This window comes from Haloplanus sp. XH21 (genome assembly GCF_023276355.1).
In the GTDB taxonomy this organism is placed as follows: Archaea; Halobacteriota; Halobacteria; order Halobacteriales; family Haloferacaceae; genus Haloplanus; species Haloplanus halobius.
In genome coordinates, this window is sequence record NZ_JALLPL010000001.1 from 1,020,063 (window position 1) to 1,047,032 (window position 26,970).

General features: G+C 67.1%; 24 protein-coding genes and 2 tRNA genes. 11 read left to right on the forward strand and 15 right to left on the reverse strand.

The genetic code is table 11. The annotated features are described in order from the left end of the window. Window positions 1-416: 416 nt before the first annotated feature. Window positions 417-614, forward strand: coding sequence for a DUF8029 family protein (locus MXB53_RS05215; protein WP_248896213.1), 198 nt, complete (start codon window positions 417-419; stop codon window positions 612-614). Here the strand turns inward: MXB53_RS05215 and trpG are convergent. Genes trpG through trpD form a run of 4 tightly spaced genes read right to left on the reverse strand, consistent with a single transcriptional unit; the run spans window position 611 to window position 4,511 of the window. Further along, entirely contained in the window at window positions 611-1,246 is a 636-nt protein-coding gene (trpG, locus tag MXB53_RS05220; protein ID WP_248898072.1) for an anthranilate synthase component II, read from the reverse strand. The genes MXB53_RS05215 and trpG overlap by 4 nt on opposite strands. An 8-nt stretch (window positions 1,247-1,254) precedes the next feature. Further along, complete coding sequence (gene trpE, locus MXB53_RS05225) at window positions 1,255-2,877, reverse strand: anthranilate synthase component I (protein WP_425601194.1); 1,623 nt, start codon at window positions 2,875-2,877, stop codon at window positions 1,255-1,257. Further along, window positions 2,874-3,515: a phosphoribosylanthranilate isomerase gene (locus MXB53_RS05230; RefSeq protein WP_248896215.1), complete on the reverse strand. Its 642-nt coding sequence runs from the start codon at window positions 3,513-3,515 to the stop codon at window positions 2,874-2,876. Before MXB53_RS05230 ends, trpE begins: the two co-directional genes overlap by 4 nt. Further along, window positions 3,516-4,511, reverse strand: coding sequence for an anthranilate phosphoribosyltransferase (gene trpD / locus MXB53_RS05235; protein WP_248896217.1), 996 nt, complete (start codon window positions 4,509-4,511; stop codon window positions 3,516-3,518). Window positions 4,512-4,748: 237 nt separating this feature from the next. On the opposite strand from trpD, the gene MXB53_RS05240 reads away from it, so the two are divergent. Beyond that, window positions 4,749-4,823, forward strand: a tRNA-Val gene (locus MXB53_RS05240). Between the two features lie 532 nt (window positions 4,824-5,355). Then, complete coding sequence (locus MXB53_RS05245; protein WP_248896219.1) at window positions 5,356-5,694, forward strand: hypothetical protein; 339 nt, start codon at window positions 5,356-5,358, stop codon at window positions 5,692-5,694. Window positions 5,695-6,365: 671 nt separating this feature from the next. Here MXB53_RS05245 and MXB53_RS05250 read toward each other — a convergent pair. Next, window positions 6,366-6,911, reverse strand: a complete 546-nt coding sequence (locus MXB53_RS05250) for a hypothetical protein (RefSeq protein ID WP_248896221.1) — start codon at window positions 6,909-6,911, stop codon at window positions 6,366-6,368. A gap of 234 nt (window positions 6,912-7,145) precedes the next feature. On the opposite strand from MXB53_RS05250, the gene MXB53_RS05255 reads away from it, so the two are divergent. Next, window positions 7,146-7,340: a hypothetical protein gene (locus tag MXB53_RS05255; protein WP_248896222.1), complete on the forward strand. Its 195-nt coding sequence runs from the start codon at window positions 7,146-7,148 to the stop codon at window positions 7,338-7,340. Further along, window positions 7,303-7,533: a hypothetical protein gene (locus tag MXB53_RS05260; protein WP_248896223.1), complete on the forward strand. Its 231-nt coding sequence runs from the start codon at window positions 7,303-7,305 to the stop codon at window positions 7,531-7,533. Before MXB53_RS05255 ends, MXB53_RS05260 begins: the two co-directional genes overlap by 38 nt. 157 nt (window positions 7,534-7,690) lie before the next feature. Here MXB53_RS05260 and MXB53_RS05265 read toward each other — a convergent pair whose 3' ends face one another. The 3 genes from MXB53_RS05265 to MXB53_RS05275 form a co-directional block, all read right to left on the reverse strand. Further along, complete coding sequence (locus MXB53_RS05265; protein ID WP_248896224.1) at window positions 7,691-8,173, reverse strand: hypothetical protein; 483 nt, start codon at window positions 8,171-8,173, stop codon at window positions 7,691-7,693. Between the two features lie 45 nt (window positions 8,174-8,218). Further along, window positions 8,219-9,088 (reverse strand): hypothetical protein, encoded by an 870-nt coding sequence (locus MXB53_RS05270; RefSeq protein ID WP_248896226.1) that lies wholly within the window; start codon window positions 9,086-9,088, stop codon window positions 8,219-8,221. Window positions 9,089-9,357: 269 nt separating this feature from the next. After that, entirely contained in the window at window positions 9,358-10,107 is a 750-nt protein-coding gene (locus MXB53_RS05275; protein WP_248896228.1) for a potassium channel family protein, read from the reverse strand. A gap of 123 nt (window positions 10,108-10,230) precedes the next feature. Between MXB53_RS05275 and MXB53_RS05280 the strand changes: the two genes are divergently transcribed. Then, complete coding sequence (locus MXB53_RS05280; RefSeq protein WP_248896229.1) at window positions 10,231-11,373, forward strand: CBS domain-containing protein; 1,143 nt, start codon at window positions 10,231-10,233, stop codon at window positions 11,371-11,373. On the opposite strand, the gene radB is transcribed toward MXB53_RS05280, so the two are convergent. Next, entirely contained in the window at window positions 11,368-12,063 is a 696-nt protein-coding gene (radB, locus tag MXB53_RS05285) for a DNA repair and recombination protein RadB (RefSeq protein ID WP_248896230.1), read from the reverse strand. The two genes, MXB53_RS05280 and radB, sit on opposite strands and share 6 nt — an antisense overlap. Before the next feature lie 82 nt (window positions 12,064-12,145). Between radB and MXB53_RS05290 the strand changes: the two genes are divergently transcribed. Then, window positions 12,146-12,877 (forward strand): hypothetical protein, encoded by a 732-nt coding sequence (locus MXB53_RS05290; RefSeq protein WP_248896232.1) that lies wholly within the window; start codon window positions 12,146-12,148, stop codon window positions 12,875-12,877. Here MXB53_RS05290 and larC read toward each other — a convergent pair. Further along, window positions 12,874-14,190 (reverse strand): nickel pincer cofactor biosynthesis protein LarC, encoded by a 1,317-nt coding sequence (gene larC, locus MXB53_RS05295; RefSeq protein WP_248896234.1) that lies wholly within the window; start codon window positions 14,188-14,190, stop codon window positions 12,874-12,876. The genes MXB53_RS05290 and larC overlap by 4 nt on opposite strands. Window positions 14,191-14,374: 184 nt before the next feature. Here larC and MXB53_RS05300 point away from each other — a divergent pair, with 184 nt between their 5' ends. Together MXB53_RS05300 and MXB53_RS05305 are read left to right on the forward strand one after the other, a co-directional pair. Next, window positions 14,375-16,606 (forward strand): CDC48 family AAA ATPase, encoded by a 2,232-nt coding sequence (locus tag MXB53_RS05300; protein ID WP_248896236.1) that lies wholly within the window; start codon window positions 14,375-14,377, stop codon window positions 16,604-16,606. Between the two features lie 75 nt (window positions 16,607-16,681). Then, window positions 16,682-16,806 (forward strand) — tRNA-Ile (locus tag MXB53_RS05305). A gap of 7 nt (window positions 16,807-16,813) precedes the next feature. On the opposite strand, the gene MXB53_RS05310 is transcribed toward MXB53_RS05305, so the two are convergent. Then, window positions 16,814-16,966, reverse strand: a complete 153-nt coding sequence (locus MXB53_RS05310) for a DUF7563 family protein (protein WP_248896238.1) — start codon at window positions 16,964-16,966, stop codon at window positions 16,814-16,816. A gap of 154 nt (window positions 16,967-17,120) precedes the next feature. On the opposite strand from MXB53_RS05310, the gene MXB53_RS05315 reads away from it, so the two are divergent. After that, entirely contained in the window at window positions 17,121-17,966 is an 846-nt protein-coding gene (locus MXB53_RS05315; RefSeq protein WP_248896240.1) for a fumarylacetoacetate hydrolase family protein, read from the forward strand. Window positions 17,967-17,991: 25 nt separating this feature from the next. Then, window positions 17,992-20,223, forward strand: coding sequence for an AAA family ATPase (locus tag MXB53_RS05320; protein WP_248896242.1), 2,232 nt, complete (start codon window positions 17,992-17,994; stop codon window positions 20,221-20,223). Between the two features lie 13 nt (window positions 20,224-20,236). On the opposite strand, the gene MXB53_RS05325 is transcribed toward MXB53_RS05320, so the two are convergent. Genes MXB53_RS05325 through MXB53_RS05340 form a run of 4 tightly spaced genes read right to left on the reverse strand, consistent with a single transcriptional unit; the run spans window position 20,237 to window position 26,730 of the window. Then, window positions 20,237-23,077 (reverse strand): DEAD/DEAH box helicase, encoded by a 2,841-nt coding sequence (locus MXB53_RS05325; protein ID WP_248896243.1) that lies wholly within the window; start codon window positions 23,075-23,077, stop codon window positions 20,237-20,239. A gap of 55 nt (window positions 23,078-23,132) precedes the next feature. Further along, entirely contained in the window at window positions 23,133-23,900 is a 768-nt protein-coding gene (locus MXB53_RS05330) for a metallophosphoesterase (protein ID WP_248896245.1), read from the reverse strand. After that, window positions 23,900-25,462, reverse strand: coding sequence for a hypothetical protein (locus MXB53_RS05335; protein ID WP_248896247.1), 1,563 nt, complete (start codon window positions 25,460-25,462; stop codon window positions 23,900-23,902). The genes MXB53_RS05330 and MXB53_RS05335 overlap by 1 nt, the downstream gene beginning before the upstream one ends. Then, window positions 25,459-26,730, reverse strand: coding sequence for a Single-stranded DNA binding protein (locus MXB53_RS05340; RefSeq protein WP_248896248.1), 1,272 nt, complete (start codon window positions 26,728-26,730; stop codon window positions 25,459-25,461). Before MXB53_RS05340 ends, MXB53_RS05335 begins: the two co-directional genes overlap by 4 nt. Between the last annotated feature and the right edge of the window lie 240 nt (window positions 26,731-26,970).

The window sequence follows — 26,970 nt, forward strand, 5'->3', positions numbered from 1 at the left end:
CTGTCTATTCTGTGCCGGCGATATCGGTACTGTGTCTGCGTACGCTTTCCATATTCAGACTCGACGTATATAACGATGTCCAGACCGAAGTGAAAGTGTAATCGAACGGCGAAAATCGGGGCACATGGTGGGGCTTCCAGCTGAATAGAAGGGGTCTCGATGGCGACGCGGACACTGCACCATGACAGCATTTCTGTCGCTGATCGCCGTCGATTCCGTCGCCGCCAGCGAACGATTCCGCCGCATCTACCTGGCTCTTGATATGAATATGATCGCGTGACGGTGGCGGGGTGGCGCCCACAGACTTATACTGTCGGCTGTAACTGTTTCAAGATCTCCGTCCTCCTGGGCTGACGGATCGCTTGATTGACTTCCAGCCGGCAGTATTATGCGTTCGCTGTGAGTTTGTGTCCAGCATGTCGCTCACGCTCCAGACGGCTCTCCAGTTCGGTGGGCTCCTCGGTAGCCAGCTCGGACAGTTACTGCTCGCCATCGTCGCCGTGGGCGTCGTCATTCTGGTCGGGCGCGTCGTCCTGAAAGTCGCCTGGCGACTGGTGACGATCGCCGCCGTCGTCGTCGGTCTCGTGCTGTTGGCGTCGCTGTTTCTCGGCTAGGCGTCGACCCGGTCCGTCGACCGGGCGCCCTGCAGGAAGTTGTCGATGATGTCGTGTCCGGCGGCGGTCAGGACGCTCTCCGGGTGGAACTGTACGCATTCGAGTGGATACTCGCGGTGGCGGATGCCCATGACGAGTTCGTGGTCAGTTCCGTCGACGGTGTGGGTCGTCGTCGCCGACACGGTGAACTCGTCGGGGACGCTCGTCGCGACCAGGGAGTGATACCGACCGGCGCGGATGTCCGGATCGAGCCCCGCGAAGACGCCCTCGCCGTCGTGGTCGACGGGGGACGCCTTCCCGTGGATGGGTTCCGGCGCGTGGCCGACGGCGCCGCCGTAGGCGTAGACGGCGGCTTCGAGGCCGAGACAGACCCCGAGCGTCGGCACCGCGGGACTCACCTCTCGGAGGACGGCGTTCGTCACCCCCACGTCGCGGTCGTTTTTCGGGTGGCCGGGCCCGGGACTGATGACGATGGCATCGGGGTCGAGTTCCCGGACCGTTTCGAGCGAAATCGTGTTCTTGCGCACCTCGACCCGGATCGGTTCGCCCGTCGCCGGGTCGGGATGATCGGAGATGTACTCGACCAGATTGTAGGTGAAGGAGTCGAAGTTGTCGATCACCAGCACCGTCATACCGCCGGTCATCGTGTCGCCTCCGTTCGCGTCGTCTCGATGCGGCCGAGGGCGTCGAGCACGCCGCCCATCTTCTGTTCGGTCTCCTCGTACTCGCTCGCGGGGTCGCTGTCGGCGACGATTCCCGCCCCCGCCTGGACGGTGATGCGGTCCTCGGCGCCGTGGTCGACCGTCGCCGTCCGGATGACGATGGCGAACTCGGCGTCGCCGGACCACGAGTAGTAGCCGACTCCCCCGCCGTAGACGCCGCGCGGGTCCGCTTCGAGGGCGTCGATGATCTCCATCGCGCGCACTTTCGGCGCGCCGGTGAGCGTCCCCGCGGGGAAGGTCGCCCGGGTGGCGTCGAAGGCGTCGAACGGTGGGGAGCGCTCGTCCCCAGCGCTCGGATCATCACCCGTCGCGAGCGTCCCCGTCACCGTCGACTCGATGTGCTGGACGTGGGAGTATTTCAGTACGTTCATGAACTCCTCGACGCGGATCGATCCGGGTTCGGAGACGCGACGGACGTCGTTGCGCGCCAGGTCGACCAGCATCGTATGCTCCGCACGCTCCTTCCCGTCGGCGAGCATCTCGCCGGCGAGGCGGCGGTCCTCGACGGGACCGGACCCCCGGGGACAGGTGCCTGCGATGGGGTTCGAGACCACCCGATCGCCCTGGACCGAGACCAGCGTCTCGGGGCTTGCGCCGACGATGGTGCGGTCGCCGTGGCGCAGGAGATACATGTACGGCGAAGGGTTGACATCACGGAGGGATTCGTACAGGCCCAGCGGGTCGATGTCGCCGGTGAGTTCCCGTTTGCGCGAGATGACGCTCTGGTAGATGTCGCCGTCGAGGACGTGTTCCTTGGCCTGCCGGACCGCGTCTTCGTAGGCCTCGCGCGGCCCGGCGGTGGCGCCGGTGCGTTCGAACCCGCCCGTCTCGGGCGCGCTGGCCACCGCGAGCGTCTCCTCGATCTTGATCGCCTCGTCGAGCAGGTCGTCGTAGACGGCGCCGGGGTCGGTGTCCGGCGTGAGCACCGGCGTGAACACGAGCTGTATCGTTCCGTCGGCGTGGTCGAACGCCACCGTTCGCGTCGTCAACACGAACTCCGCGTCGGGCACGATCGGATCGGGGCGTTCGACGCCCACCTCGTCCAGCCAGAGGTCGTAGACCGCATCGTACGCCAGGAAGCCGACCAGACCGCCGTCGAGTTGCTGGCGGTCGCCCGGCGGGAAGCCGACGCGGTCGAGATCGGGAAGCGTGGTTCGGAGCGCATCGAGTACGTCGGCGTCCGTGTCGTCGACGCCGGCGGTCGCGGCGACCAGTTCGGCCGCCGGTCCGCCGAGGGACTCGACGGCGATGTCGGTCCCCGTCACGGAGACGACGGCCTCGGGGTCGTAGCCGACGAAGGAGTACCGGGCGTGGCGGTCGGTCCCCTCGTCGGACTGGGTGAAGGCGCCCTCGGGGTCGCTCGACGGCGTCTTCTCCGCGCTCTCCAGCAGGAAGCCGTAGTCGCTGCGGTCGTCCAGCGCCGCGTACGCCGAGAGCGGCGTCGTCTCGGCGTCGAGCGTGACGGCGAGGCGGGCGACGACTGGGGCTGTCCGACCGTCGAGGTCGGTCACGAAGGTGTCGCGGTCGCGGTCGGGCGTCACACCGGCACCTCCCGGCGCGCGTTCCGGACGAACGTCTCGACCGCTTCGTGGTCCTTCCGCCCGCCAGTCCGTTCGACGCCGCTGGAGACGTCGACGGCGTAGGGACCGACCGTGTGAACCGCCTCGGCGACGTTCGCTGGCGTCAGTCCGCCCGCGAGGACGACGGGCGTCTCGAGGTCGTCAGCGAGCGAGCGCGTGGCTTCCCAGTCGTGTGTCTCTCCGGTGCCGCCCGCGCCCGACTCAGTCGTCGAATCGACGAGGATGGCGTCCGCGACGCCGTCGTGGGCGCGGGCGCGGTCGGTGTCGTCGGCGTCGACGGCGGTGATCACGTCCGCGCGCGCCTCGCGGCGGATATACCGGACTTCGTCGGCGCCGAAGTCACCGTGCAGTTGGACGGCGTCGGGAGCGACGGCGCCCGCGAGCCCGACCGCCCGCGCCGCCGAGTCGGGCATCGACACCAGCACCGTCGAGAGGAAGGGTGGGGCGGCGGCAACCAGATCGGCCGCCTTGTCCGGCTCCACCTCTCGGGGCGTGTCGACGTCGACTTCGGTGAGGATGCCGACGGCGTCGGCGCCGGCGTCGACGACGGCCTGCAGGTCCGCCTCGGTGGTCACACCACAGATCTTCACGCGCGCCATTCAGGCACCCCGCAGGTCGTCGAACTTCGCGGCGGCGGCGCCCGAGTCGATGGCCTCCCGAGCGGCGTCGACGCCACCCGCCAGGTCGTCGGCGACGCCCGCGACGTAGATGGCCGCGCCCGCGTTCGCCAGGATGATGTCGCGTTTTGGTCCCGTCACCTCACCGGTGACGATCCTCCGGAGGTCCGCCGCATTCGCCTCGGGGTCGCCGCCGGCGACGGCCTCGATCGGTGCTCGCTCCAGGCCCAGATCGGCTGGCATGAGCGTGTACTCCGTCACGTCCTCCCCCTTGACTTCGGCGACCGTCGTGGCGTCGTGGAGCGCGATCTCGTCCATCCCGGAGCCGTGGACGACCATCGCGCGGCCGATGTCCATCCGCGCGAGCGAGCGGGCGAGGACGGGCACGAGGTCGGGGTCGTAAACGCCGACCACCTGCGCGTCGGCTCCGGCGGGATTGGTCAGCGGGCCGAGCACGTTGAATATCGTCCGCATCCCGAGTTCCTTCCGCGGGCCGATGACGGCCTTCATCGCGGGGTGGAAGACGGGCGCGAGCATGAAGCCGATGCCGTCGCGATCGATGGCCTCTTCGACCGCCGGGGGTTCGGCCTCGACGTCGACGCCCGCCACTTCCAGCACGTCCGCACTCCCGGAGGTAGAGGACACGGAGTAGTTGCCGTGTTTGGCGACGGCGATGTCCGCGCCCGCGGCGACGATGGCGCTCGTCGTCGAGACGTTGATCGTGTCGTAGTCGTCGCCGCCGGTGCCGCAGGTGTCGACCAGCGGCGTCCGGTCGGGGTCGATGGTCCGCGCGGCGTCGCGCATCCCCTCGGCGAACCCCGCGATTTCGGTCTCGGTCTCGCCTTTCGCCCGGAGCGCCGCCAGCAGCGCCCCGATCTGGGCCTCGGTCGCTTCCTCGAAGACGGCGCGGGCGGCGTCCCGTGCCTCCTCCTGGGTCAAGTCCTCACCGTCGGTGACGCGCTCGATATGATCCTGCATGGATGGACACCAGTGTATTAGTTCGGGTTGTAATGAACAAATCTATACATCAACTTAACGCTGTCGCAACAGGAGACCGGCCGAGACGGCGCCTCGACCGCCGGACTGCAGCCGATTCTCGGGGCAGTCGCGGCCGCCCGTATAATCCTCTCGAAACTGTGGCGCGGGCCGGTGTTCCGAAAGGTTCAATTACTGGCCGGCGGTACGTGGTGATGCGTTCGAAAGCAAGCCAGAACCGGGTTGGTGGTCTAGTCAGGTTATGACACCTCCTTGACATGGAGGAGGCCGGCGATTCAAATTCGCCCCAACCCACTTCCTTTTACAGGTGATTTCGGGGACAGTAGCCACTTCGTTTTAACAGAGGTGGTTGCATGAGCCGAGAGGTCCGCGAACCGGACCTCGGTTCGAGGCGATATCGAGAGCATCCTCGTGACCGACCTCGAACTCGCCGATGTCGACGATCTCGAAGAGCGGACGGTCGCGACGGTCGTCGAGACCCCCGAGCGCGGTCCTCGAATCGTCGGTCGTACGATCACCTGGTAGCGCGGCGACTGGTGAGTGACAACACCGTCTCGTAGTATTGTTCTTCATATACTAACCTTCCCAACCCCGCTTTCTGGTGGAGCGATAAAATCGCCGAATTCCTTTCTTTCGGACCGTCCCGCCACGAATCTGCGCGGATCGTTACCGGCCGCCGGGAACATCCCCTTAGGGAGTGTTCGTAAAAGGACAGACTCCGAAAATCCCCCGCCAGCTTTGGCTGTTCCACCTGATGCACGAGAAAGGGAGGTCCTTCACTTCTGTCACGGAGCACCACAAGAAACAATCGTGTATGTGAGGATGAGTGCTTGTGTTCCTCCTTAATGGGATTGCTGTTCGTCGGGAAGGGTTCAAATTAGTTGTTGCTGGCATCCCTGAAAAATGGCATGATAGATTCAAATTAATGGGCTGGATTCGAGTTATTATTGAATCTATCTTGGCTATTATCGGAATTGTTTCTGTATTTTCCGGATTCGCTTACAGTCTCCCGATAATCACCTTAATACTCTCAATTCTCGTGTTTCTTGAACTTGGACGCCCTGATATAGAGTATAAATATCAAGTGTCATACTATACTACCCAGCAGAAGATGGGTTCGGATGGATCCCTCAGCTGGGGATTTGATCCCCACTTACTACATTAATACACTACTACTTGGACAATGAGAATGAGCGAATATCAAACGAAGAGTTAGGGCTGTATGGAAGCGAACACTTGGAATTACAACTTCCACCCCAATATATTGAAAATTTGGGCGAAAGTGTCGAATCCATCAATATGACTTTACCATTTCCTGCAAGGTCGTTAACCATTAAGAAGGAATCTGAGGCACAATTCCAAGAACGAACGTCTACTGAATAACTTGCTCTATACTGATTACCAAGAACGCGACACAGTCTTCACGACACCCTTCTTTGAGGCCTTGGATTACGATGTTTAGAATACTCTCTCATGCCATTAGTGGTATGCGTTGGTTTGTGGGAACGACGCAATTTACTACGATACTGAATGACTCTGCCCCAGTACGTTTAGGTGGCGGGGCGTCCCGCATGGCAGTGTGTCACGCCCCGACCGCCTTGGAGAACTGCTGGATGCAGACGCTCTTCTCGCCCGTGTGGCCGGGTTCTGGCTCACGATCGGCATCCAGACAATCGCGGTCGGACTCGTCACGATACCGTTGGGAGTGTTGCTGGCAACGTTTATTGGTCCGCTTCACCTTTCGCCGTGGCCACCAGATGGCTCTGTCTGGGTCTTTGTCGGACCGATTCATCTCACCCTGACTGTCGCCTTTGGACAATGGGCAGCCCGAATGCCCTAAATCCGCGGTCGCAGGCGATCACCGAGAACCGGCAGTTGATCTATCGCACTGCGCCGGATAACCCCAGCGACCACCAGCCCTATCGCGATTACCAGGACGCCAATCGCCGCTGGTGAGATGCCGGTTTCGCGGAACAGCAGATTGTCGGCGAACGGAATCACGACGGCTGTGAGGAGGGCCGGCGCAGTAACCCCACCGCCGAGCAGCGTCGCGACCCAGACTGTCCCGAACAGCAACGTCGTCAGATACGCGACGAACAAGATACCCGCCACCACGACCTCGATCGGGCGGAGACTAAGCTCATCAGCAGCCTCGAACCGGCCCAGCTTCGCATCCCGAAAGGCGAGCGCGGAGAGCTGCATGACGACGCCGACGAACGTCACCGCTACCAGCGCGCTTGATCCGATGTCAGTAAGCGCGAGCAGCAACAGACCCGGAGATCCGAAGACTGCAACACTAACTGTCAGCAACAGCAGTGCCGCTCCGAGCCCGCGATAGAACTCGCCGACGCGGCTTGGGAGCGTCTCGGCTGTGATAGACATAATGCGGTTTCTATAAGACGCTATAACCTCCGCGGTTGTAAGTGTGGCTCTCGATATCGCCTTTTCTCGCTGCTGAAAACACCGGCGAGAAAGGGTGGTTCCAGCGTATCACCCTAGTTATAAACCCAATCGGTTGTCACTACGTAACAAGACAGCACGTGTAGGATGGGGCACGCACCTGAGCCGTTGTTCGCGATGACTGTAGGTAAACCCTCGCCTGCTGTCGCTCAGACCATGTTCGGAAGCAACGACGTGAGCGACCTTCAGCAAGAGATTGTCCAGACCTACGATCGCAACCCCGACGCCGACGCGAAGGCGATTGCACAGATGTGCGACTGTTCGGCGTCATACGTTCGCGAGACCATTGACGAGTATCGCGGTGGGTTCGGTAGTGGAGGTGGTCTCGGCGGTAGCGGCGGGTTTCTCTGAACCCACACAGACCAGCCAGCCCGCGCAGGGCCAGCTGGATGCCGATCTCGGCGAGACGCTCGCTCAACTCGATGAGGGATCACGGATCGAGCAGGCGATTGCGACACTACTCCGGTTATTCCTTCTCGGAGTCATGCTGTATATCCTCGCGCGACTGGTAGAGATCCTCTTCGGGATCCCGATCCCATTCTGAACGACAATTCCTGGGTGTACTTACACTGGATTCTCGTACAACCGCGCCTTGCTTACGACCTATAAAATCGCGGTTGTCGGTGTGGCTCTCGCCGATCCCTTTTCTCGCTGCTGACCGTCGCGTACACCCTCCTAGCCGAGGCTTCGCCCCAACCCACTCACCCCGCTCGATAGTCGCCCAACCGATCCGAGACGCGACGGTTCATCGGAATCGCGGTCGGTGGACCGAGGAGCAGGGCGCCGAACAGCCCCAGCGCCACGAGGAGCGCGACTGGCACCCCGACTCCCGTTCCGAGGACCGCGAGCGCGGCGAGCGCGAAGCCGACGCCGATGACGAGCAGTAACCGCTGTCCGAGCGCGTGGCAGAACACGACGCCCGCGCTGGCGTGTTCGATCCCGTAGTCGGCCAGAAACCGTCTGGTGTCGGCGACGGCGGCGAGCAGGTGAACGACTCCGTATCCCGAGAGGACCGTGGCGCCGGTCCACCACGAGAGCGTCAGCATGGCCTCGCTCGGCGTGAACGGCCCGCGAACGAGGGCGACGAAGGGCGCGAACACGCCCGTGCTGGCGATAGCAACTGCGACGACTACCGTGTTCGCGTCTCGGAGTCGACGAGCGCGTTCGAACGCGGATCGGCTCATCGCCCGAGTGGCAGTCGGTCGATCCCATTAACTCTACGTGCTAGATCACTGCCACGGTCCCGAACTCACCCGACGAACGACCTCGGCCCGGCGCAGACCGTATTCGACGCCCGCGGCCACCAGGAGTACGCCGAGAAAGAGGAACCAGCCGCCGAAGTACAGCGCGTGTGGGTCGTCGACGCTCGCCGAGAACTCGGCTCGAACGTCGCGCAGGACGAACGCGGTCAGCCCCGTGGCTGGCGCGACGAGCCGATGCCGAACCAGCAGATACAGCGGGACGGCGGCGAGCAGCCACATGCCGACGACGCTCGCGCCGTACAGCAGCCACGCCGAGCCGCCGGACACCGTCACCCCGAGCCGGACGGCGAACCACGTCATGACGACGGTGTGGAGGACACCGCCGCCGGTGGCGACGGCGGCCGCTCGCCGCCGAGACGCGGGGATCGGGAGCCACGACCACGGCGTGGGCACCGCCGGCAGCCAGTCCCGGGTCGACCGGACGGCGTACTCGACCACCCCGAGAAAGAGAAACCCGACCGTCCAGACCGACGCGTTCACCATGTACCGGACGATGAACAGCCCGTCCTCGACGACCGTGATACCCGTCGGTTCCGGGAGCCGTTCGAGCGTTGCGACGTCCCGAAAGGTCGGCCCGGGCGGCGTGAGTTCCATGCCGAGCACGTAGCCGGTCGTCAGGGCCATCGCGAGCAGGGGTGTGACGATCCGACAGCGGATCGCGAGCCAGGCCGGGACCGCCGCAACGACGACGAGGCCGCCGTATCGCCACGCCATCCCGGGCACCGAGTACGCCGATGGTCCGACCGTGTAGCCGAGGTCGAGCGCGACGACGAGGAGCCCCGTCGCGTGCAACAGCCCGGTCAGGAGGCTGATCGTGACCGCTCGTGTGGAGGGCATCACCGAGTCCTGTGTCCGCCAGCCGTTTTGGTGTTGCCCCGCCCGCCGTCTCCCCGTTCGGAACTACGTATCGGAGGTGTTTTGTGACGCTGCCGAGAAGTGGATAGTAGACGGCACGGTGGGTCAGCCCCTTTCAGTCCACGTGGTCGACACGTGGATTCCGCTGACCGACCTACCCCGTCTTTCTACTACCCACGAGCGACCGCTGGAGCGTCGCATACACTGACCGATGTTCGAGAGCGGATGCCGGCGATTCGGTCTCCCCGATATCACCACTGCTCCGACACCAACTCGCCGCCTGCGACTTCGGGGATGATCACCTCGTCGGCGCCGGCGTGCCGAGCGACGGATTCGTAGGTTTCGTCGCCAACGCGGACGACGACGGTGAGGTCCGGCGCCAGTTGCGTCGCGAGGAGGGCGATCTGGATGTTCACGTTCGAGTCGTCGATGGCGGCGACGAGGACATCCGCTCGCTCGACCCCGGCGTCCCGCAGGTCGCCCTCCCGCCGCGCGTCGCCTTCGACGCCGAGGACGTCGGCGTCGAGCACTCGGTTGTACTGGGCGTCGTTTCGCTCGATGACGACGACCTCCCGTCCGCGTTCCCGCGACCGTTCGGCGACGGTCCGGCCGAACATCCCGTAGCCACAGATGATGATGTGATCACTGGTCGACGCTCGTTCTCGCTGGTTTCTCACGCGTCTGAGTTCCTCCTGGATCTGCCCGCCGAACGTCGCCGTCAGCGCCGTCTCGCCCGTCCAGACCATCGCACCGACGAGGGCGACGCGCACGACGATGGCGAACGTCTTCACGCGGTCGACCGGGCCGGACGCGGTCTGGTAGTAGAGTTCGATACTCGACGGATCGAGCAGCCAGAACGCCGCTTCGACGGTGCTGACGCCACCGAGGTGGACGAATCCGGCGATGCCGACGACGATGACGCCCAGGAGCGTCCCGACCGGTCGGGCGACGCGCCGGAGCAACCATCGGTTCGCCACGATCGGGACGTTCGAACGGGTCACCACCGCCCGGTGACCGCATCCGGGTAAAACGCTGTTTGTCGGCGCAAAAGTCGCCGACGCGACGTGTTACCGCACATCTGGGAAAGAGGCAACTTTCAAGCCGTCTGCAACCACAGTAGCAGTATGGATATCTCTGATATTGCGACTCAAGAGTACATCGAGGTCGACGCGGGCGAGCGCCTCGGAAAGGTTCGCTCTATTTTCGACCGCGAGAACCCGAAGGGCCTCATCGTCACGGAAGACGGTGAGTACGCGGGTGTCATCGGCGAACGCGACCTGGTCCGCTCCCGGATCGAGGACGGGACCAAGGCCAGCGTCGTGATGAAATCCGCACCGCGGGTCGACCGCCACGAGGATGTCCGCGAGGTAGCGCGCGTCCTCGTCGAGGGTGGCACCAAGGTTGCCCCCGTCTACGAGGGAGAGAACCTCTGGGGTATCGTCACCGCCGACGCCATCCTCGAAGCGGTGCTCGACAGTCTCGACGCCCTCACGGTCGAGCAGATCCAGACGGAGGACGTAGTGACCGTCACCGAGGACGACCACATCGGGCAGGCGATCAACCGCCTCCGCGAAAACGGCGTCTCCCGTCTCCCTGTCGTTGACGACGACGACTCCCTCGTCGGCGTGCTCACGACTCACGATATCGTCGACTTCGTGGTCCGGGACGCCGACCGCCAGGGCCGGGGCGACCGCCGTGGTGACCTCGACCGGATGCTCGACCTCCCCGTGTACGACCTGATGTCCAGCCCCGTGGTGACGACCACGGAGGACGAAACCGTCGAGGACGCCGTGCGCCGCATGCTCGACAACGATATTTCGGGGTTGGTCGTCACGCCGAGCGAGGACGACGAGACCATTACGGGCGTGCTCACCAAGACCGACGTGCTCCGCGCGCTCACCTTCACCGAGGAAGGGCAGATGGACGTTCAGATCACCAACGTCGCCCTGCTCGACACCATCTCTCGCGAGGAAATCGTCGAGGGGATCACCAGCATCGCGGACAAGTATCAGGAGATGCAGGTCCACCACGCCCACGTTCGGTTCCACGAACACAAGGAGAAACTCCGCGGGACGCCCCTGATCCAGTGTCAGATCCGCCTGCGGACCAACCGCGGTCAGGTCGCCGGGACGGGCGAGGGCTACGGCGCCGACCACGCGTTCCACGTCGCGGCCGACACGCTCGAACGCAACGTGCTCGAACTGAAAGGACTGATCGCCGACGAGCAGTACCGCGGCCAGCTGCTCCGAAAACTCGGCGAGCTATAAACTCTCCTCGCCGCCGGCCAACCCCTCGCCGGTGATGCGGAAGGCTGCCGTCTCACCCGCGGGCTTCGATCGGTGTTTCTCCAGCGTCGCCCGTCGGTTGCCGCCACGGAACCGATCCAGTCTGAGCACGGTCCCCGTCCAGTGTTCGAGCGTGTGGCCGCCGAGTGCCCGCACCCGGTCGGCGTCGGGGTCCGAAAACACCTGGTTCGTCACGACGACTGCGAGGTCATGTTTGCGCGCTAGCGACAGGAGATGGGTCACCTGCCGGCCCACGCGGCGCAGCGTCTCGCCCTCGTCGTCGTCGTGGCGTTCGAGTCGGTAGAAGCCAGTTGCGCTGTCGAGGACGATCAACTCCGCTCGTGGGGCGAACTCCGCGACGTCGCGGACGGCCTCCTCCTGTTCGGCGAAGTCGTGGGCCTCGGTCACGATGAGTTGCGAGGTGATCGACTCCAGGTCCGTGTCGTCGGTCGCGGCGTCGGCGAGTTGCCGAAACCGATCGAGTGAGAGCCCTTCGGTGTCGATAAACACCGCCGTCTCGCCCGCGACGGCGACCTGGACGGCCGCCGAGAGCGCGAGATTCGTCTTCCCGGCGGCGGACGGGCCGTACACCTGCGTGACGGTCCCGCGCTCGAACCCGCCGCCCAGCAGGTCGTCGATCGGGGCACAGCCGGTGGGTACTGGCTCTGACACGCTCCCATCTGGGTCGCTCCGGGTGATAAACCCTCGACACCGAGCACGACACGCTTTACCGCGATGGGGACGAACCGGGACTGTGATCGTCGTCGCCACCGCCGATTTCGAACTGTACCACGAGGTCGTCGACCTGCTCCGCGACCGTGGCGTGGCGTTCACCACGGTCGAACCGGGCAGCGACCTGCCCGAGAACGCCTCGGTCGTCATCGCCGCGCCGGACGATCGCACCGGCGACGACGCCGACGTCGACCGGGTGACGGCCACGGCCGAGGCACCACGCCGCGCCGTCGACGAGGCGCTGGCGCTCCTGCGCGGCGGCGAGGGTCGGACCGTCGTCGGCGTGGATCCCGGCACTCGCCCCGGCGTCGCCGTCCTCGCTGGCGAGACGGTCGTCGCGGCCTTTCACGTCCCGCTCACCGACGCTGTCGAGACGATTCGTCGGGAAGTCGACGACGCGGTGGATCCGCTCGTCCGCGTCGGCGACGGCGCCCGTCTCCAGGGCGCCCGCCTCGTCAACGACCTCGACGACGTGACGGTCGAACTCGTCGACGAGACGGGGACGACGCCGTATCTCGGCACCGGCGCTCGGGGGATGGGCGACGTGCTCGCCGCCGTCAACATCGCCCGTTTGGAGGGCGAGCGCGTCGAATCGCGAGACATCGAGCCGACGGCCGGCGAACTCCAGCGCATCAAGGATCGGTCCCGGCGCGTCTCGACCGACGACCGGACCATCGACGACGCCCTCGCCCGGCGGGTCGCGGCCGGCGACCTCACCGTCGAGGAGGCGCTTGCCGAACACCGCGAGTCCTAATCTTCGAACGCCGTTTCCGCGCGTCGGAGCACCTCGCGCACCGGCAGGTCGGTCTCGCTCGCCACCGCCGCAGCGTCGTCGTACTCCGCGCTGACGTCGTACACCTCGCCGTCGGCGTCGGTGGCGACTTTCACCGTCACGTCGTGGCGCTCGCCGGCCACGTCGAGCGTCACCGTCTCGAACGACCGGTCGGCCACCCAGCGGTGACTGGCACCGCCCTCGCGGACGCCGAGCGTCCCCGTCTCGGCGGCGAGTCGCCGGGCCACCCGCTCGGCGTCCGCGGGGTCGACGATCACTGTAACCACATGCCCTGGACGCGATTTCTTCATCGTCGTCGGGACGATAGACACGTCGTGGGCGCCCGCATCCGCGAGCGTCTCCTGCAACCCGCCCAGCACCTCCGGCGTCGCGTCGTCGAGGGTGGTCTCCAGCACCGTGATCGGTTCGCGCCGGAGCCCGCCGCATCCCGTGCCCGCGATCGCCCGGAGGACGTTCGGCTGGTGGGCCACGTCGGCGTCGCCCGCGCCGTAGCCGGTGGCGTCGATGTCGAGCGTGGGCAGGGTCTCGACGCCCGTGGCGATTTCGGCGAGGATGGCGGCCCCGGTGGGGGTGAGGAGTTCGCGGTCGACCGGCCCGCCCCGGATCGACCAGTCCGCGTCGGCCACGAGTTCGGTCACGGCCGGCGTTGGCACTGGGTAGTCGCCGTGGCTCATCGAGACGGTGCCGCCGCCGGTCGAGACGGGCGTCGTGACCACGCGCTCGACGCCGAGATCCGCCAGCAGGAGCGTCGCGCCGACCACGTCGGCGATGGCGTCGTCGGCCCCGACCTCGTGGAAGTGGGTCGATTCGAGGTCGGTGCCGTGGACGGTCGCCTCCGCCTCACCGAGGCGACGGAAGACCGCGAGCGCGGTCCGTTCGGCGACCGACGGAAGGTCCATTTCGCGGACGATGTCGACGACCTCCGCGTACGTGCGATTGGGGCCGCCGCCTTCCGCGTGGTCGTGGTGTTCGTCGCTAGCGTGGTCGTGGGTATGATCGTGGTCGTGATCGTCGTGGTCGTGGCTGTGCCCCTGCTCGCGCTCGGCATGATCGCGGTCGTGATCGCCCGTTTCAGCCCCGCTGTCCTCGTCCAGCACCACGTCGACGGTCGTCGATGCAATGCCGGCCTTGGTCGTCGACCCGACCACGTACCGAACGTCGAGGGCATCCTCCACGGGGTCGAGGACGGACGGATCGGCGCCGACGGCGAGTAGCGTCGCACAGAGCATGTCGCCGCTCGCCCCCATGCGGGCGTCGAACGCGAGCGTGTTCATGCTCGCTCGCTCGCGGCCCAGCGCCAAACGGCTTGCGACCGCTCCCGGATCGGCAGGGGTTTGTACGTCCAGGGTTGTGTTACAGTATGACACGGATCACGGCCAGACGCGATCGTGTCGTTCCGGCTAACAACAAACTTATGCCGCGCCACTCCCCAGTTTCGACCATCTTCGCGGGTATATCATGAACGAAGTGCAACTCGAAGTGGCGAAGGCGTACCCGAACGATTCGGGACGCGGTATCGCCCGTCTCGATCCCGACACGTTGCTCCACCTGAAGCTCTCTCCAGGGGATATCATCGAAATCGAGGGGGCCGAGACGACGGCGGCGAAGGTGTGGCGCGCCGACCGGCAGGACTGGAACACCGACACCGTTCGGATCGACGGGTTCACGCGGCAGAACGCCGATGTCGGCATCGGCGAGCGTGTCACGATCCGCAAGGCCGAAGCGACGAAAGCCGAGAAACTCGTGCTCGCGCCGCCGGAGGAGGCGAGCGTCCAGTTCGGCTCCGACGCCGCGGGCATGGTCAAACGCCAGATCCTCAAGCGCCCGGTCGTCGAGCGCGACATCGTGCCCGTGATGAGCAGCACGAACCACCCGTTCATGCGCTCGCCGGGACAGGCCATCCCGCTCATCGCCGTCGAGACGGAGCCCGACGGCGTCTGTCTGGTCACCGAAGACACCGAGGTCGAACTCCGCGAGGAGCCGATCTCCGGGTTCGAGAAGACGGGTGGCGGCATCACCTACGAGGACATCGGCGGCCTCCAGAGCGAGATCCAGCGGGTCCGGGAGATGGTCGAACTCCCGATGAAGCATCCGCAGATCTTCAAGAAACTCGGCATCGAGCCCCCGCAGGGTGTCCTCCTGCACGGGCCGCCGGGAACGGGGAAGACCCTCCTCGCCAAAGCGGTCGCCAACGAGACGTCGGCGAGTTTCTTCTCCATCGCCGGTCCCGAGATCATCTCGAAATACTACGGCGAGTCCGAACAGCAGTTGCGCGAAATCTTCGAGGACGCCAAAGACGAGTCGCCCTCGATCATCTTCATCGACGAACTCGACTCCATCGCGCCGAAACGCGAGGACGTGACCGGCGAGGTCGAGCGCCGGGTCGTCGCCCAGCTGCTGACGATGATGGACGGCCTCGAAACCCGCGGCCAGGTTATCGTCATCGCGGCGACCAACCGCGTCGACTCGGTCGACCCCGCGCTACGGCGGCCGGGCCGATTCGACCGCGAGATCGAAATCGGCGTCCCGGACGAAGGAGGGCGGAAAGAGATCCTTCAGATCCACACGCGTGGCATGCCGCTCTCGGACGACGTGAGTCTGGATCACCTCGCCGACGAGACCCACGGCTTCGTCGGTGCCGACATCGAGAGTCTCACCAAGGAGGCGGCGATGAAGGCGCTCCGGCGCTACCTCCCCGAGATCGACCTCGACGAGGAGGACATTCCGCCGAGTCTCATCGACCGAATGATCGTCAAGCGCGACGACTTCGGCGGCGCGCTGAACGAGGTGGAGCCGTCGGCCATGCGCGAGGTGCTGGTCGAACTTCCGAAGATCACGTGGGACGACGTGGGCGGTCTCGACGACCCCAAACAGAAGGTCAAAGAGGCGGTCGAGTGGCCGCTCTCCTCGCCGGAGAAGTTCGACCGCATGGGCGTCGACCCGCCGAAAGGCGTCCTCCTGTACGGCCCGCCCGGCACGGGGAAGACGCTGATGGCGAAGGCCGTCGCCAACGAGACCAACGCCAACTTCATCTCGGTGCGGGGTCCGCAGCTCCTCTCGAAATGGGTCGGTGAAAGCGAGAAGGCGATCCGGCAGACCTTCCGGAAGGCCCGGCAGGTGTCGCCGACCGTCATCTTCTTCGACGAACTCGACTCGCTCGCGCCCTCGCGCGGGAACGAGGTCGGCAACAACGTCTCCGAGCGGGTCGTCAACCAGCTCCTGACCGAACTCGACGGGCTGGAGGACATGGAGGACGTGATGGTGATCGCGGCGACCAACCGGCCGGATATGATCGACCCCGCGCTCCTGCGCTCCGGGCGCTTCGACCGCCTGGTGTTCATCGGCGAACCCGAACAGGAGGGTCGCGAGCAGATCCTGAAGATCCACACGCGCGATTCGCCGCTCGCGCCCGACGTGAGCCTGCGCGAAATCGCGGAGATCACCGGCGGCTACGTCGGCTCCGACCTGGAGAGCATCGCCCGCGAGGCGGCGATGGTTGCGCTCCGCGAGGACGACGACGCCGAACACGTCGAGATGCGCCACTTCCGGCAGGCGATGGAGAACGTCCGGCCCACGATCACCGACGAGATCATGGAGTACTACGAGCAGGTCGAAGAGCAGTTCAAGGGCGGCGGTGGCGGCGAGGGACTCGCCGGTCGCGGTGGCGGCGGTCGCATCGGATTCCAGTAACGCCGCCGTCGCGGCGGCCACTCCCGCGTTCTCGGTAGCCAACGCGTGTTAGTGATTCCTGGGCGTACGGTCGATGGAAGGGTGGCTCAGTGGTAGAGTGTTCTCCGTCGACTGGCGGCGCGGTCGCCGTCGGTCCGATGGGGAGACGACCGACCGATGGTCGGCAGCGGCTTCGCGTGGTTCGAATCCCGCCCCTTCCATCCGGTGTTAGCGCGGCGACCGAGCGTCGCGCACGTCGCCACCGTCGCGGACCAGGTCATCACAGCGGGGACAGACCCGGGGTTCGTCGACGCCAGTCGGCGTGAACACCCGGGCGTAATCACGGGTGACGAACGAGCCACAGTTCTGACACTCGGGCATACGGGTCGAGATACCCCTCAGATTTCACATAAGTCTTTGGGCCACTCCCGGAGATTCATTAGTCTGGCTGTCACCCGGTTTACCATGAACGCCCGCCGCCGATTGACGCGGACCGCTCGCCGAACCGACACGTGCGAACGGGGGACGGCGTGAGATGTGGTATCTCGCCCGAACGGCTGACGGCCGTCCCTTCGTCGGCGATGACGACGGGTTCGTCCCGCTCGAATCCGCCTACAGGGGTGCGTCGAATGTTCGCGACGCGCTCTCGCGGGTGGCCGACGAGCGCCCCGAAATCGACGCTGCCAGCGCCACCCGCTCCCCAGCTGAAGGGTTCGCGTTCGGCCCGTTTCTCGCCCGCCCGGGCAAACTGTTCGGCATCGGCCTCAACTACGCCGACCACGCCGCGGACCTGTCGGAGCAGCGCCCGGACGAACCGGCGAGTTTCTTCAAACCGGCCACGGCCGCGACGGGGCCCGGCGGCCCGATTCGACTCCCGCCGACCGACGAATCGTCTCGGGTCACGGCGGAGGCGGAACTCGCCGTCGTCATCGGGCGGACGTGTCGAAACGTCCGCGCCGAGGACGCCGCCGATGTCGTTGCGGGCTACGCCCCCGTCATCGATATGACCGCGGAGGACGTGCTCCAGCGGAATCCACGCTTTCTCACGCGGGCGAAAAGCTACGACACCTTTCTCGTCCTCGGACCACACATCGCTGTGCCCGAGGCGGACACGACGCTCGACGACATCGAGGTGCGGACCGTCGTGAACGGAACCGTTCGCGCAAACAACACTGTCGACAACATGCATTTCTCGCCGCGCGAACTCGTCGCCGTTCACTCCCGTGTGATGACGCTGGAACCCGGTGATGTCATCTTCACGGGGACGCCCGGCGCGCATCGAATCGAACCGGGCGACCGGGTGCGCGCGGAAATCGACCGGATCGGCTCGGTGGGCGCGGACGTGGTCCGCCCCGACACCGACCGGGGTCGGCAAGCGTAAGGGTCGGCCACCCCTAGCACCGCCGATGAACGGGAGCGACGGTGACACCGGTATCCGTCTCACGGTCCGGAGCGCCGAGAAGCGAGACGCGGGCCGCGGAATCGCGCGCTTGCCCGAGGCCGCCCGGAAGCGACTCGGCGTGTTGAGCGGCGACGCCATCGTCGTCGAGGGCGACCGTACGACCGTTGCGAAACTCTGGCCGGCCCGGGCCGGCATCTCGGAGGACGCCATCCTCATCGACGCCGGCACCCGCGCCAACGCCGGCGTGGCCGTCGGCGACACGGTACAGGTGCGGACCGCCGATGTCGCCGACGCCGAGTCGGTCACGCTCGCCCCGCCGCCAGGTGTCGACGCCGACAGTGAAGCCGTCCCTCGAGAACTCCGCCGGACGCTCGACGGCCGGCCGTTCCGTGCCGGCGACCGCGTCCACGTCGAGAGCCTCGGTGACGAGCCGTTCGTGGTCCGGTCGGTGCGCCCGGAGGGTGCGGTCCGGCTCACCGACGGCACCGACCTTCGGCTCGTGGGTGGCAACGCTTCGTCCGGCCGGTCCGACGCCGGAACGACGGGCGGCGCCACGCGTCCCGATCGATCGACCGACGCCGATACGTCGTCGCCGACGCCCAGCGTCGACGCCGAACCGGTCGATCACCCCGTCACGGGCGCCACCTACGAGGACATCGGCGGTCTCGACGACGAACTCGATCTGGTGCGGGAGATGATCGAACTCCCGCTGGCGGAACCGGACCTGTTCACCCGTCTGGGCGTCGATCCGCCGAAGGGCGTCCTGCTCTACGGCCCGCCCGGGACGGGCAAGACGCTGATCGCCCGCGCCGTCGCCAACGAGGTCGACGCCACCTTCATCTCCGTCTCCGGCCCGGAAATCGTCTCGAAGTACAAGGGCGACAGCGAGGAGCGCCTCCGGAGCGTGTTCGAACACGCCCGCGAGGCGTCGCCGTCGATCATCTTCTTCGACGAAATCGACTCCGTCGCGCCCAAGCGCGAGGACAGCGACGGCATGGAGGACCGCATCGTCGGGCAGTTGCTCTCGCTGATGGACGGCCTGGAGGCTCGCGGCGAGGTCATCGTCATCGGTGCGACCAACCGCGTCGACGACCTGGACCCCGCGCTCCGCCGCGGCGGCCGCTTCGACCGCGAGATCGAGATCGGCGTCCCCGGCGAGGCGGGGCGGCGCGAAATCCTCGACGTCCACACGCGCCGGATGCCGATGGCGGCGGGCGTCGACCTCGACCGTCTCGCCGGGCGGACCCACGGCTTCGTCGGCGCCGACCTCGAATCCCTGGTGACCGAGGCCGCCATGTCGGCGCTCCGTCGCGCCCGGCGCGAGGAGACGCCGGCCGAGGACATCAGGGTCACCCGCGACGACTTCGAGGCGGCGATGGCGGCGGTCGACCCCAGTGCCATGCGCGAGTACGTCTCCGAGGCGCCGACCCAGGGGTTCGAATCGGTCGGCGGCCTCGACGACGCGAAGGCGACCCTCGAACGCGCGGTCACGTGGCCGCTCACGTACGGACCGCTGTTCGAGGCGGCCGACGCCGACCCGCCCTCCGGCGTCCTGCTCTACGGCCCGCCGGGAACGGGCAAGACGCTGCTCGCGCGGGCCATCGCCGCCGAGAGCGGCGTCAACTTCGTGCGCGTCCAGGGACCAGAACTCCTGGATCGCTACGTCGGCGAGAGCGAGAAAGCCGTTCGCGAGGTGTTCGACCGTGCCCGACAGACCGCGCCCGCCATCGTCTTTTTCGACGAAATCGACGCCGTCGCGACGGACCGCTCCGCCGGCGACAACGCGGTGACCGAGCGCGTCGTCTCCCAGTTGCTGACGGAGTTCGACGCCGTCGCCGACAACCCCAACGTCGTCGTTCTCGCGGCCACCAACCGGAAAGAGGTCATCGATCCGGCGCTGCTCCGGGCTGGCCGCCTCGAAACCCACGTCGAGGTGCCGGCGCCCGACGAGACTGCACGGCGGGCCATCCTCGACGTTCACACGCAGGACAAGCCCCTCGCCGCCGACGTGGATCTGGACGCTGTCGCCCGGCGAACCGGCAGCTACACCGGCGCCGACCTCGCCGCCGTCTGCCGCGAGGCCGCGGTGCTCGCGGTCGAAGCGGTGGCCGACGCCTACCCCGGCCCCGAGGCCAACGAGCACGCCGACGAGGTGTGCCTGACGGCCGCTCACTTCGACGCCGCGCTCGAGACGGTGGCGCCGTCGCTCGGGGGCGCGGGTCAGAAATCGACGTGAGCCGAGTGGCTCCCTAATCCCAGAACGACTGCGTCCGGGCATACTGGCGCTCCTGTTCGAGGATGTCGCGGTAGAAGTCGTCCTCGTCCTCGCGGAGCTTGGCGATGATGCGGGCGGCGTTGTGCGGGCCGACGCCGCGGGCGGCCATCGCGATGACCGCCTGCTTGCCGTGGCTCTGGACCAGGTTCGCGGAGCGGTACGCGCGTTCGGTCAGGCGCTCCTGTTCCTCGTCCTTCTCGGGCGCCCGGACGGCTTTCACCGCCTCCTCGTCCCACGGATTGAGCGCGGCGATGCGCGTCGACTCACACTCCGGACACTGGGGCTGGTCGGGGACGCGTTTCACCTTGGTCTTGCGCGTCCAGTCCGTGCAGTGGAGACAGGCGAGGATGACGCGGTCGTTCCGAATCCGGTCTTTCAGCGTCTCGACGACGCTCGCGTCGGCGTTCTCGGGAACGAGGAGTTCCCGCCCGCTGCTCCGCCCGCCCGTCCCGATGGGGGTGTGTTCCCGTGCGGTCACCACCTCGATATCGCCCGACTGGACCCGTTTCAGGACGGACGCCGCGCCGTCGATGTCGAGGTCGCGGTGGAACACCTCGCGAACGGCCTCGTCGTAGACGGGTGTCTCCTCAAGGGCGGCCAGCAGGCGGTCGGCGCCGAAGCGGCCCGAGCCCTGATACCGCTTCAGGGCGCCGAACTTCGCGGCCACCTGCGCGAGCGTGAACTTCAGCGTCTGTGAGTTTTTCAGGGCGAGTTCGAGCAGTCCCTCGACGTGGTCCGGGTCCGTACTTTCGAGCACCTCGACCACGTCGCTCGGCCCCGCCCGGCCCGGCACTTCGAGTTCGATGCGGTAGGGGTCGACTTCCAGGCCGACGGACGATCCGGTCTGCTGGCCGATGAGCGCCGAACACAGGCGGCCGAGCGTCTCGTTCACCTCGTGGCCGAAGGGCGCGTTGAGCACGATGCCGCGGCCCTGGCCTTCGACGACGAGGCGGTCGGCGGTGGGCGTCGGCGCGTCGGCCTCCACCTGACGCTCGATGGGGTCGAGCGCCTCGCGCACGGTGCGTTCGTCGACGGGGTACCGGGCGCGGATGTCGCTGGCGACGGCCGTGCGGTCGGCGCCGCGGTCGAACTGGGACGCGGCGACGCCGCGCAACTCCCCGACTTCGCCGGCGACGGCCGACGGTACCGGTATTTCCTGGCCTGTCCACGACGGCACCTCGCCCGCCGGATTCTCGATGGGCGTCACCTCGACCCGCGTCTCGTCCTCGTCGACCTCCGTGATGCGCCACATCTCGCCGCGCTGGATGAACACCTCGCCCGGCGTGGCGAAGTTGAGGACGAACCGCTCGTCCAGAGTGCCGATGGTCTTCCGCGAGGAGAGGTCGTACACCTCGTAGGTCTCCTCGTCCGGAATCATCGAGAGGTTGGCGTAGAAATACTGCCACGTCCCGCCCGATTTCTCCAGGCGGTCGGCGTCCTCCTCCAGCCACAGCAGGCGATTCGCGTCGAGTTCCCGTACCACGTCACGGAACCGCTCTTCCGAGAGGTCGCGGAAGGGGTACGCCCGCGTCAGCGTCTCGTAGGCGTCGCGGGCGGCGATTTCGCCGTGGTCCATCACGAGGCCGACGACCTGATTCGCGACCACGTCCAGACTGCCGTGGTGGATGGTCGCGGGTTCGACCTCGCCGGCGACGGCTCGTCGGGCGATTGCCAGTGCCTCCAGCGTGTCGTCCGGGTGGTCCGTGAGGACGGTCCCCTGTGAGACGGCGTCGCGACGGTGGCCCGCGCGGCCGACGCGCTGGAGCAGGCGAGCCACCTCCCGAGGGCTTCCGTACTGGACGACGTGATCGACGCGCCCCACGTCGATACCGAGTTCCATCGACGACGTACAGATGAGACCGTCGAGTTCGCCCGACTTGAACGCCTCTTCCACGTCGATGCGGGCCTCCGTCGAGAGCGACCCGTGGTGGACGCCGATGGGTTCCTCCAGGCGCTTGAACCGCGAGCCGAGCGCCTCCGCCGTCTGCCGTGTGTTGACGAACACCAGCGTCGATTCGTTGTCGCGGACGACATCTCTGATCGCGCGGACGTGGCTCGCCACTGCCGTATCGGTCGCGAGTTCGCCCGCGAGCGCCTCGTCTTCGGCCGTCGGTTCGGGATTGCGAACCTCGAACTCGACGTTCGTCCCCGCGTCGACTTCGACGAGCGTACAGCCGCGGTCGCCGGTCAGGAACTTCCCAACCTCCTCTGGCGACCCGACGGTCGCCGAGAGGCCGATGCGCTGGAAGGGCCCCGCCAGGTCGCGCAGGCGTTCGAGGCCGACCGTCAACTGCGCGCCCCGCTTGGCCGACGCGAGTTCGTGCACCTCGTCGACGACGACGTGGTCGACGTCGGAGAGCGCCGTGCGGAGTTTCTTCCCCGTCAGCATCGCCTGGAGCGTCTCCGGCGTCGTCACGAGGACGTCCGGCGGGTCGTCGGCCTGCTTGCTCCGCTGATACTGTGTGGTGTCGCCGTGGCGCACGTCCACGTCGATGTCGAGATACTCGCCCCACCAGTCGAGGCGGTCACGCATGTCGCGGTTGAGCGCGCGCAGCGGCGTGATGTAGAGCACCGAGATGCCGAACTGCTCCTCGCGCCGGTCGACGGCGTCGAGCACCGGCAGCATCGCCGTCTCCGTCTTGCCCGTCCCCGTCGGCGCGAGGACGAGCGCGTTCTCGCCGGCCGCGAGCGGCGGAATCGCTCGGCGCTGTGGTTCGGTCGGCGTCGAGAACCCCCGCTCGGAGAGCGCGGCCCGCACCCGCTCCCCGAGGTGGGTGAAGGCGTCCATCCCCTCGCGAACCTCCCGTTCTGCCATCGGCCCCGCTAGCGGTGCGAGCCGATTAAGGTCACCGTTCCGCGGTGATGCTGGGCTACGCCCGCCGATACGCGCCGAGGCGCGTCCCGTCGAGCAGGTAGGCTTCGCCGCCGCCGAGGGCGTCGGGGAGGAACGGGGAGAGGAACTCCTGATTCTCGACGTTGATCCACGTCCCCCCCGAGCGGTCGTTGAACGCGGGGAAGACCACGAGGTCGGGCGTCGACCACGCCAACGCCTCGGGGCCGACGCCCAGGTGGTCGGCGAAGGGGGCGAGACGGAGGTCGCCCCGGAGCCACGCCTTCTCGGCGCGGCCGACGCCGACCTCGTCTTCGAGACGGACCTGCGGGTGTTCGTGCCCCATACAGACAGTCTCGGCGCCGAGGACAGCCCGGTTCGGCCACGTGTGTCCGTGGACGAATCCCACGTCGCCGCGGCGGTGACCCTCCGGGTCCGCCACCTCCATCCGGTCGCCGTAGGCGTCGGCGACGCCGCCGTCGTGGTTGCCGGGGACGAGCGTCAGCGGCACCCCGCGAGCGTCGAGGGCGTCGAGCAGGGCGTCCACTTCGTCGCGTTCGCCGGTGCCGGGGTCGCCGATTCGGTGGACGAGGTCACCCAGGACGACCACTCGGTCCGCCTCGACACGCTCGCAGAGCGCCAGCAGACGCTCGCGGCGAGTGTCGGCGGCGCTCCGGAGTTCGACCCCGCGTTCGTATCGGAGGCCGACCTCGATGCCGGCGTGGTAGTCGGCGACGACGAGTGCGCGCTCGTCGCCGCAGTCCGCGGTCGCAGCGGGGGCGTCCGGGACCGGTTCCACGAGCGCCATCAGATCGCTTTCAGGCGGTCCTCGCTCGGTTCGTAACACCGCCCGTTCATGAGGGCGTCCTCGATGGCGTCGGCGACGACGCCCGGATCGGCGCCGTACTCGTCGACGACGGCCGCGACGACCGCCTCGCGGTCCGCCCCGTCGCCGTCATCGAGTTCGTCCATCACCTCGATGGCGGCCGTTTCGAGGTTGATGTCCTCGGCGCTGGCGTCAGTATCGGCGCTCGAATCGTCTTCGTCCCCGGACTCGGCTTCGGCCTCGGTGTCTGCCGCCGCCGCGGCGTCCGTCTCGTCGCTGTCGTCGACGCCCTCTTCGAGGTCCTCCGGCCCGGGAACGTCGATGTCGGCTTCGCCGGGGTCGCCGACTTCGGCCCCGCTCTCGAAGCCGACATCGAATGACTCCTCCACTTCGCGGCGCTCCTCCTCGTCGAGTTCGTAGAGGTCGTCCTCGTCGAAGTCGCCGAGGTCGCCGTCCGGCGTCGTGGTGCCCGTCGCCTCGTCCGCATCCGCCGCCCCGTCGACTGACGAATCGTCGCTGTCCGTCTCGGCGTCCGCGTCGACCGCACTGCGTTCGGCGGACGGTTCGTCGGCCGCCGTTGCGTCTACCCCGCTCTCCTCGTCGATCGTGGCGTCGGTCGTCGTCCCTTCGACCGTCGTGGCTTCCGTCGCCGACTCCTCGTCGGCCGTCGTTGCCGCGCTCGCTTCCGACGCCGAGGCGACGGGTTCCGTCTCTTCGTCGCTCGTTGCCGTCGCGGTGGCGTCACTGCGTTCTCCACCGGTCGCACTCGTCTCGGCGGCGGTCGTCGCTCGCTCGGCCGTCACCGCGTCGGGAAGCGGCCCGAGCGACGTGGTGCCCTCGTCGTCGGGGGCCGTATCGAGCGCGCGCACCGCATCCCGGTCGCCGGCGACGACTTCCAGCGCGTCGAGCGCGACCTGGCGCACGGCGTCGAGATACGCCGTCGTCGTCCCGTAGCGTTCGAGGGCGATTGGGATGCCGGCCGCGAGCGACTCGTCGTAGCCGCGGTCGGCGAGTACTGCTTGCAGGTCGTCGCCCGTGGCGTCGATCGATCGGGCGTCGGCCACCGCCGCGACGCGGCGGAGCGTCGCCTCGGCGGCCGACACCGTCCACCGGTCGCGCGTGTCGGTGTCGACTTCCGCGACGCTCTCGGGGCGAACGGAGGTGTAGATGCGGTCGCCGTCGTCCGGTTCGAACGTCCGGGCCTTGCCCGTGAGCGCGACGAACGCCGGCGTCTCGGCCCGTTCGAAGAACGCGGCCGCGTCCGGCTGATACTGGCCGGCGTAGGAGACGAAGGCGCCCGTCGGGTCGACCACCCGCGCTCGGAGGACGTCGTCGTTGACCGACTCCACTTCCGTCAGGACGCCGACGGCGAACAGGCGGTTCACTCGCGCGCCCGTCGGCGTGACGACGTATTTCGGCGCGCGCTCCTCGTCGCTCTCGGCGTAGGAGACGGTGGCGTCGTCGAACTCCGCGGCGAAGAGGCGGTGGGCCACCTCGCGGCGGCCGGGTCCGCTGTCGCCGTCATCGTCGCCGTCGGCGCTCATCGCGCCACCCCCGCGAGCAGTTCGCTGGCACGGTCGGCGGGGTCGTCACTGCTCTCGACGAACTCGTCGGCGTCGAGGTTGGCGCCGTACTCGTCGACGGAGAGCGACCCCCGAACGCGGTACTCGCGGCCGACGATCCGGTCGCGGATGGCGTCGGCTACCACCTCGCGGTCCATCGCGTCGCGGGCCGCCTCCTTCGCGTCCTCGATGTCGCCGCCGTACACCTCGGCCGTCCGCTCCGAGTCGAGCACGACCGTCACCGTCCCCGTGCCGTCGTCGAGGATGGCCTTCACGCGCAGGTCGTCCTCGCCGTCCACGTCGCCGTGGGCGCGACACTGGCCGTTCTGGACGACGCGCCCGCAGTCGGGACAGCGTTCGATGAGGCCGGAGCCATCGCGCACTTCGATGACGTTGCCGGTGAGTTCGATGTCGAACAGGCCGCCCGTCGCGACGGCCTCGCCCACGGCCATCCGCGGGGCCGAGGCCGGCGGTTCGATCTCGCGGTCGAGGCGCTTGATCGTCGAGAACGCGGTGACGTTCACCTGTGGGACGCCCCGATACTCGCGGACGTAGACGTCTTCGAGGCGGAGCGACGCGCCCTCCGCCAGTTCGTCGTGTGGGTCCCAGTCGGTGATCGGCAGGCGCGCGCTCTCGTCGGCGACGACGCCCGAGAGAATCTCCGTCTCGCCGTCGCGGCCGTCGATGGTCCGGGTTTCGATCTCGAGCACCGTCACCTCGACGTTGCGGCCGCGGTCGCCGGGTTCGAGGTCGATGAGGTCCCGGTCGCCGCCCACCTCATGCGGCGTCTCGACGGGGTCCGAGGCGACCGCGATGGTCGTGTTCGCGCCGAGGTTGAGTTCGGGGCTGCCTTCCCACTCTCGGACGTTCGCGTTGCCGATGGTGACCGTATCGCCGGGTTCGGCGTCGAACGCTTCCCACGCGGTGTAGGCGAGGCGACCGCTCTCGTCGGCGATTTCCCCTTCGCGGATGACGCGGTCTTCGCCCTGATACCGGATGGATCGCGTCCCCTTCGTCAGCACTCTGACGGTCACCGTCACGGACCCGTCGTCGGTCGACACGTCCGCGATGGATTTGGCCGTCGGCGTCGCCGACGACCCGTCGTCACCGCCGTGTTTTCGGCGGATGCTCTGTTTGGCTTCCTCGACGGGAACGCTGTATTCGAGCAGGCTCTCCAGATCCTCTTTGACCTCCGCTTTGTCTACGCCGAGGTCGGAGGCGAGATCCTCGGCATGATCGTCGAGTTGCATCACCCCGTAGTTCGGCGTGCAGTAATAAAAAGCGTCGCACACCGACCTTTTGCTGCGGTCGGCGCCTTCGGCGCCTCCCTGGCAAAAGCTCGACCAAAAGCCTGCGCGCCTCCCTCCGGTCGGCGCTTGGCCCGCTCACTCGCTCCGCTCGTTCGCGGTTCGACTCCTGACCTCCGCCACCGCAACAACCCCGCGACCGCCCCACCGCAACAACCCCGCGACCGCTCCCTCAACCCCACC

Coding starts and splice junctions, on each gene's coding strand:
- MXB53_RS05215 (WP_248896213.1), top strand. CDS start 417: ATGTCGCTCACGCTCCAGACGGCTCTCCAGTTCGGTGGGCTCCTCGGT.
- trpG (WP_248898072.1), bottom strand. CDS start 1,246: ATGACGGTGCTGGTGATCGACAACTTCGACTCCTTCACCTACAATCTG.
- MXB53_RS05230 (WP_248896215.1), bottom strand. CDS start 3,515: ATGGCGCGCGTGAAGATCTGTGGTGTGACCACCGAGGCGGACCTGCAG.
- trpD (WP_248896217.1), bottom strand. CDS start 4,511: ATGCAGGATCATATCGAGCGCGTCACCGACGGTGAGGACTTGACCCAG.
- MXB53_RS05250 (WP_248896221.1), bottom strand. CDS start 6,911: ATGTCTATCACAGCCGAGACGCTCCCAAGCCGCGTCGGCGAGTTCTAT.
- MXB53_RS05255 (WP_248896222.1), top strand. CDS start 7,146: ATGTTCGGAAGCAACGACGTGAGCGACCTTCAGCAAGAGATTGTCCAG.
- MXB53_RS05265 (WP_248896224.1), bottom strand. CDS start 8,173: ATGAGCCGATCCGCGTTCGAACGCGCTCGTCGACTCCGAGACGCGAAC.
- MXB53_RS05270 (WP_248896226.1), bottom strand. CDS start 9,088: ATGCCCTCCACACGAGCGGTCACGATCAGCCTCCTGACCGGGCTGTTG.
- MXB53_RS05280 (WP_248896229.1), top strand. CDS start 10,231: ATGGATATCTCTGATATTGCGACTCAAGAGTACATCGAGGTCGACGCG.
- larC (WP_248896234.1), bottom strand. CDS start 14,190: ATGAACACGCTCGCGTTCGACGCCCGCATGGGGGCGAGCGGCGACATG.
- MXB53_RS05300 (WP_248896236.1), top strand. CDS start 14,375: ATGAACGAAGTGCAACTCGAAGTGGCGAAGGCGTACCCGAACGATTCG.
- MXB53_RS05310 (WP_248896238.1), bottom strand. CDS start 16,966: ATGCCCGAGTGTCAGAACTGTGGCTCGTTCGTCACCCGTGATTACGCC.
- MXB53_RS05315 (WP_248896240.1), top strand. CDS start 17,121: ATGTGGTATCTCGCCCGAACGGCTGACGGCCGTCCCTTCGTCGGCGAT.
- MXB53_RS05320 (WP_248896242.1), top strand. CDS start 17,992: ATGAACGGGAGCGACGGTGACACCGGTATCCGTCTCACGGTCCGGAGC.
- MXB53_RS05325 (WP_248896243.1), bottom strand. CDS start 23,077: ATGGCAGAACGGGAGGTTCGCGAGGGGATGGACGCCTTCACCCACCTC.
- MXB53_RS05330 (WP_248896245.1), bottom strand. CDS start 23,900: ATGGCGCTCGTGGAACCGGTCCCGGACGCCCCCGCTGCGACCGCGGAC.
- MXB53_RS05335 (WP_248896247.1), bottom strand. CDS start 25,462: ATGAGCGCCGACGGCGACGATGACGGCGACAGCGGACCCGGCCGCCGC.
- MXB53_RS05340 (WP_248896248.1), bottom strand. CDS start 26,730: ATGCAACTCGACGATCATGCCGAGGATCTCGCCTCCGACCTCGGCGTA.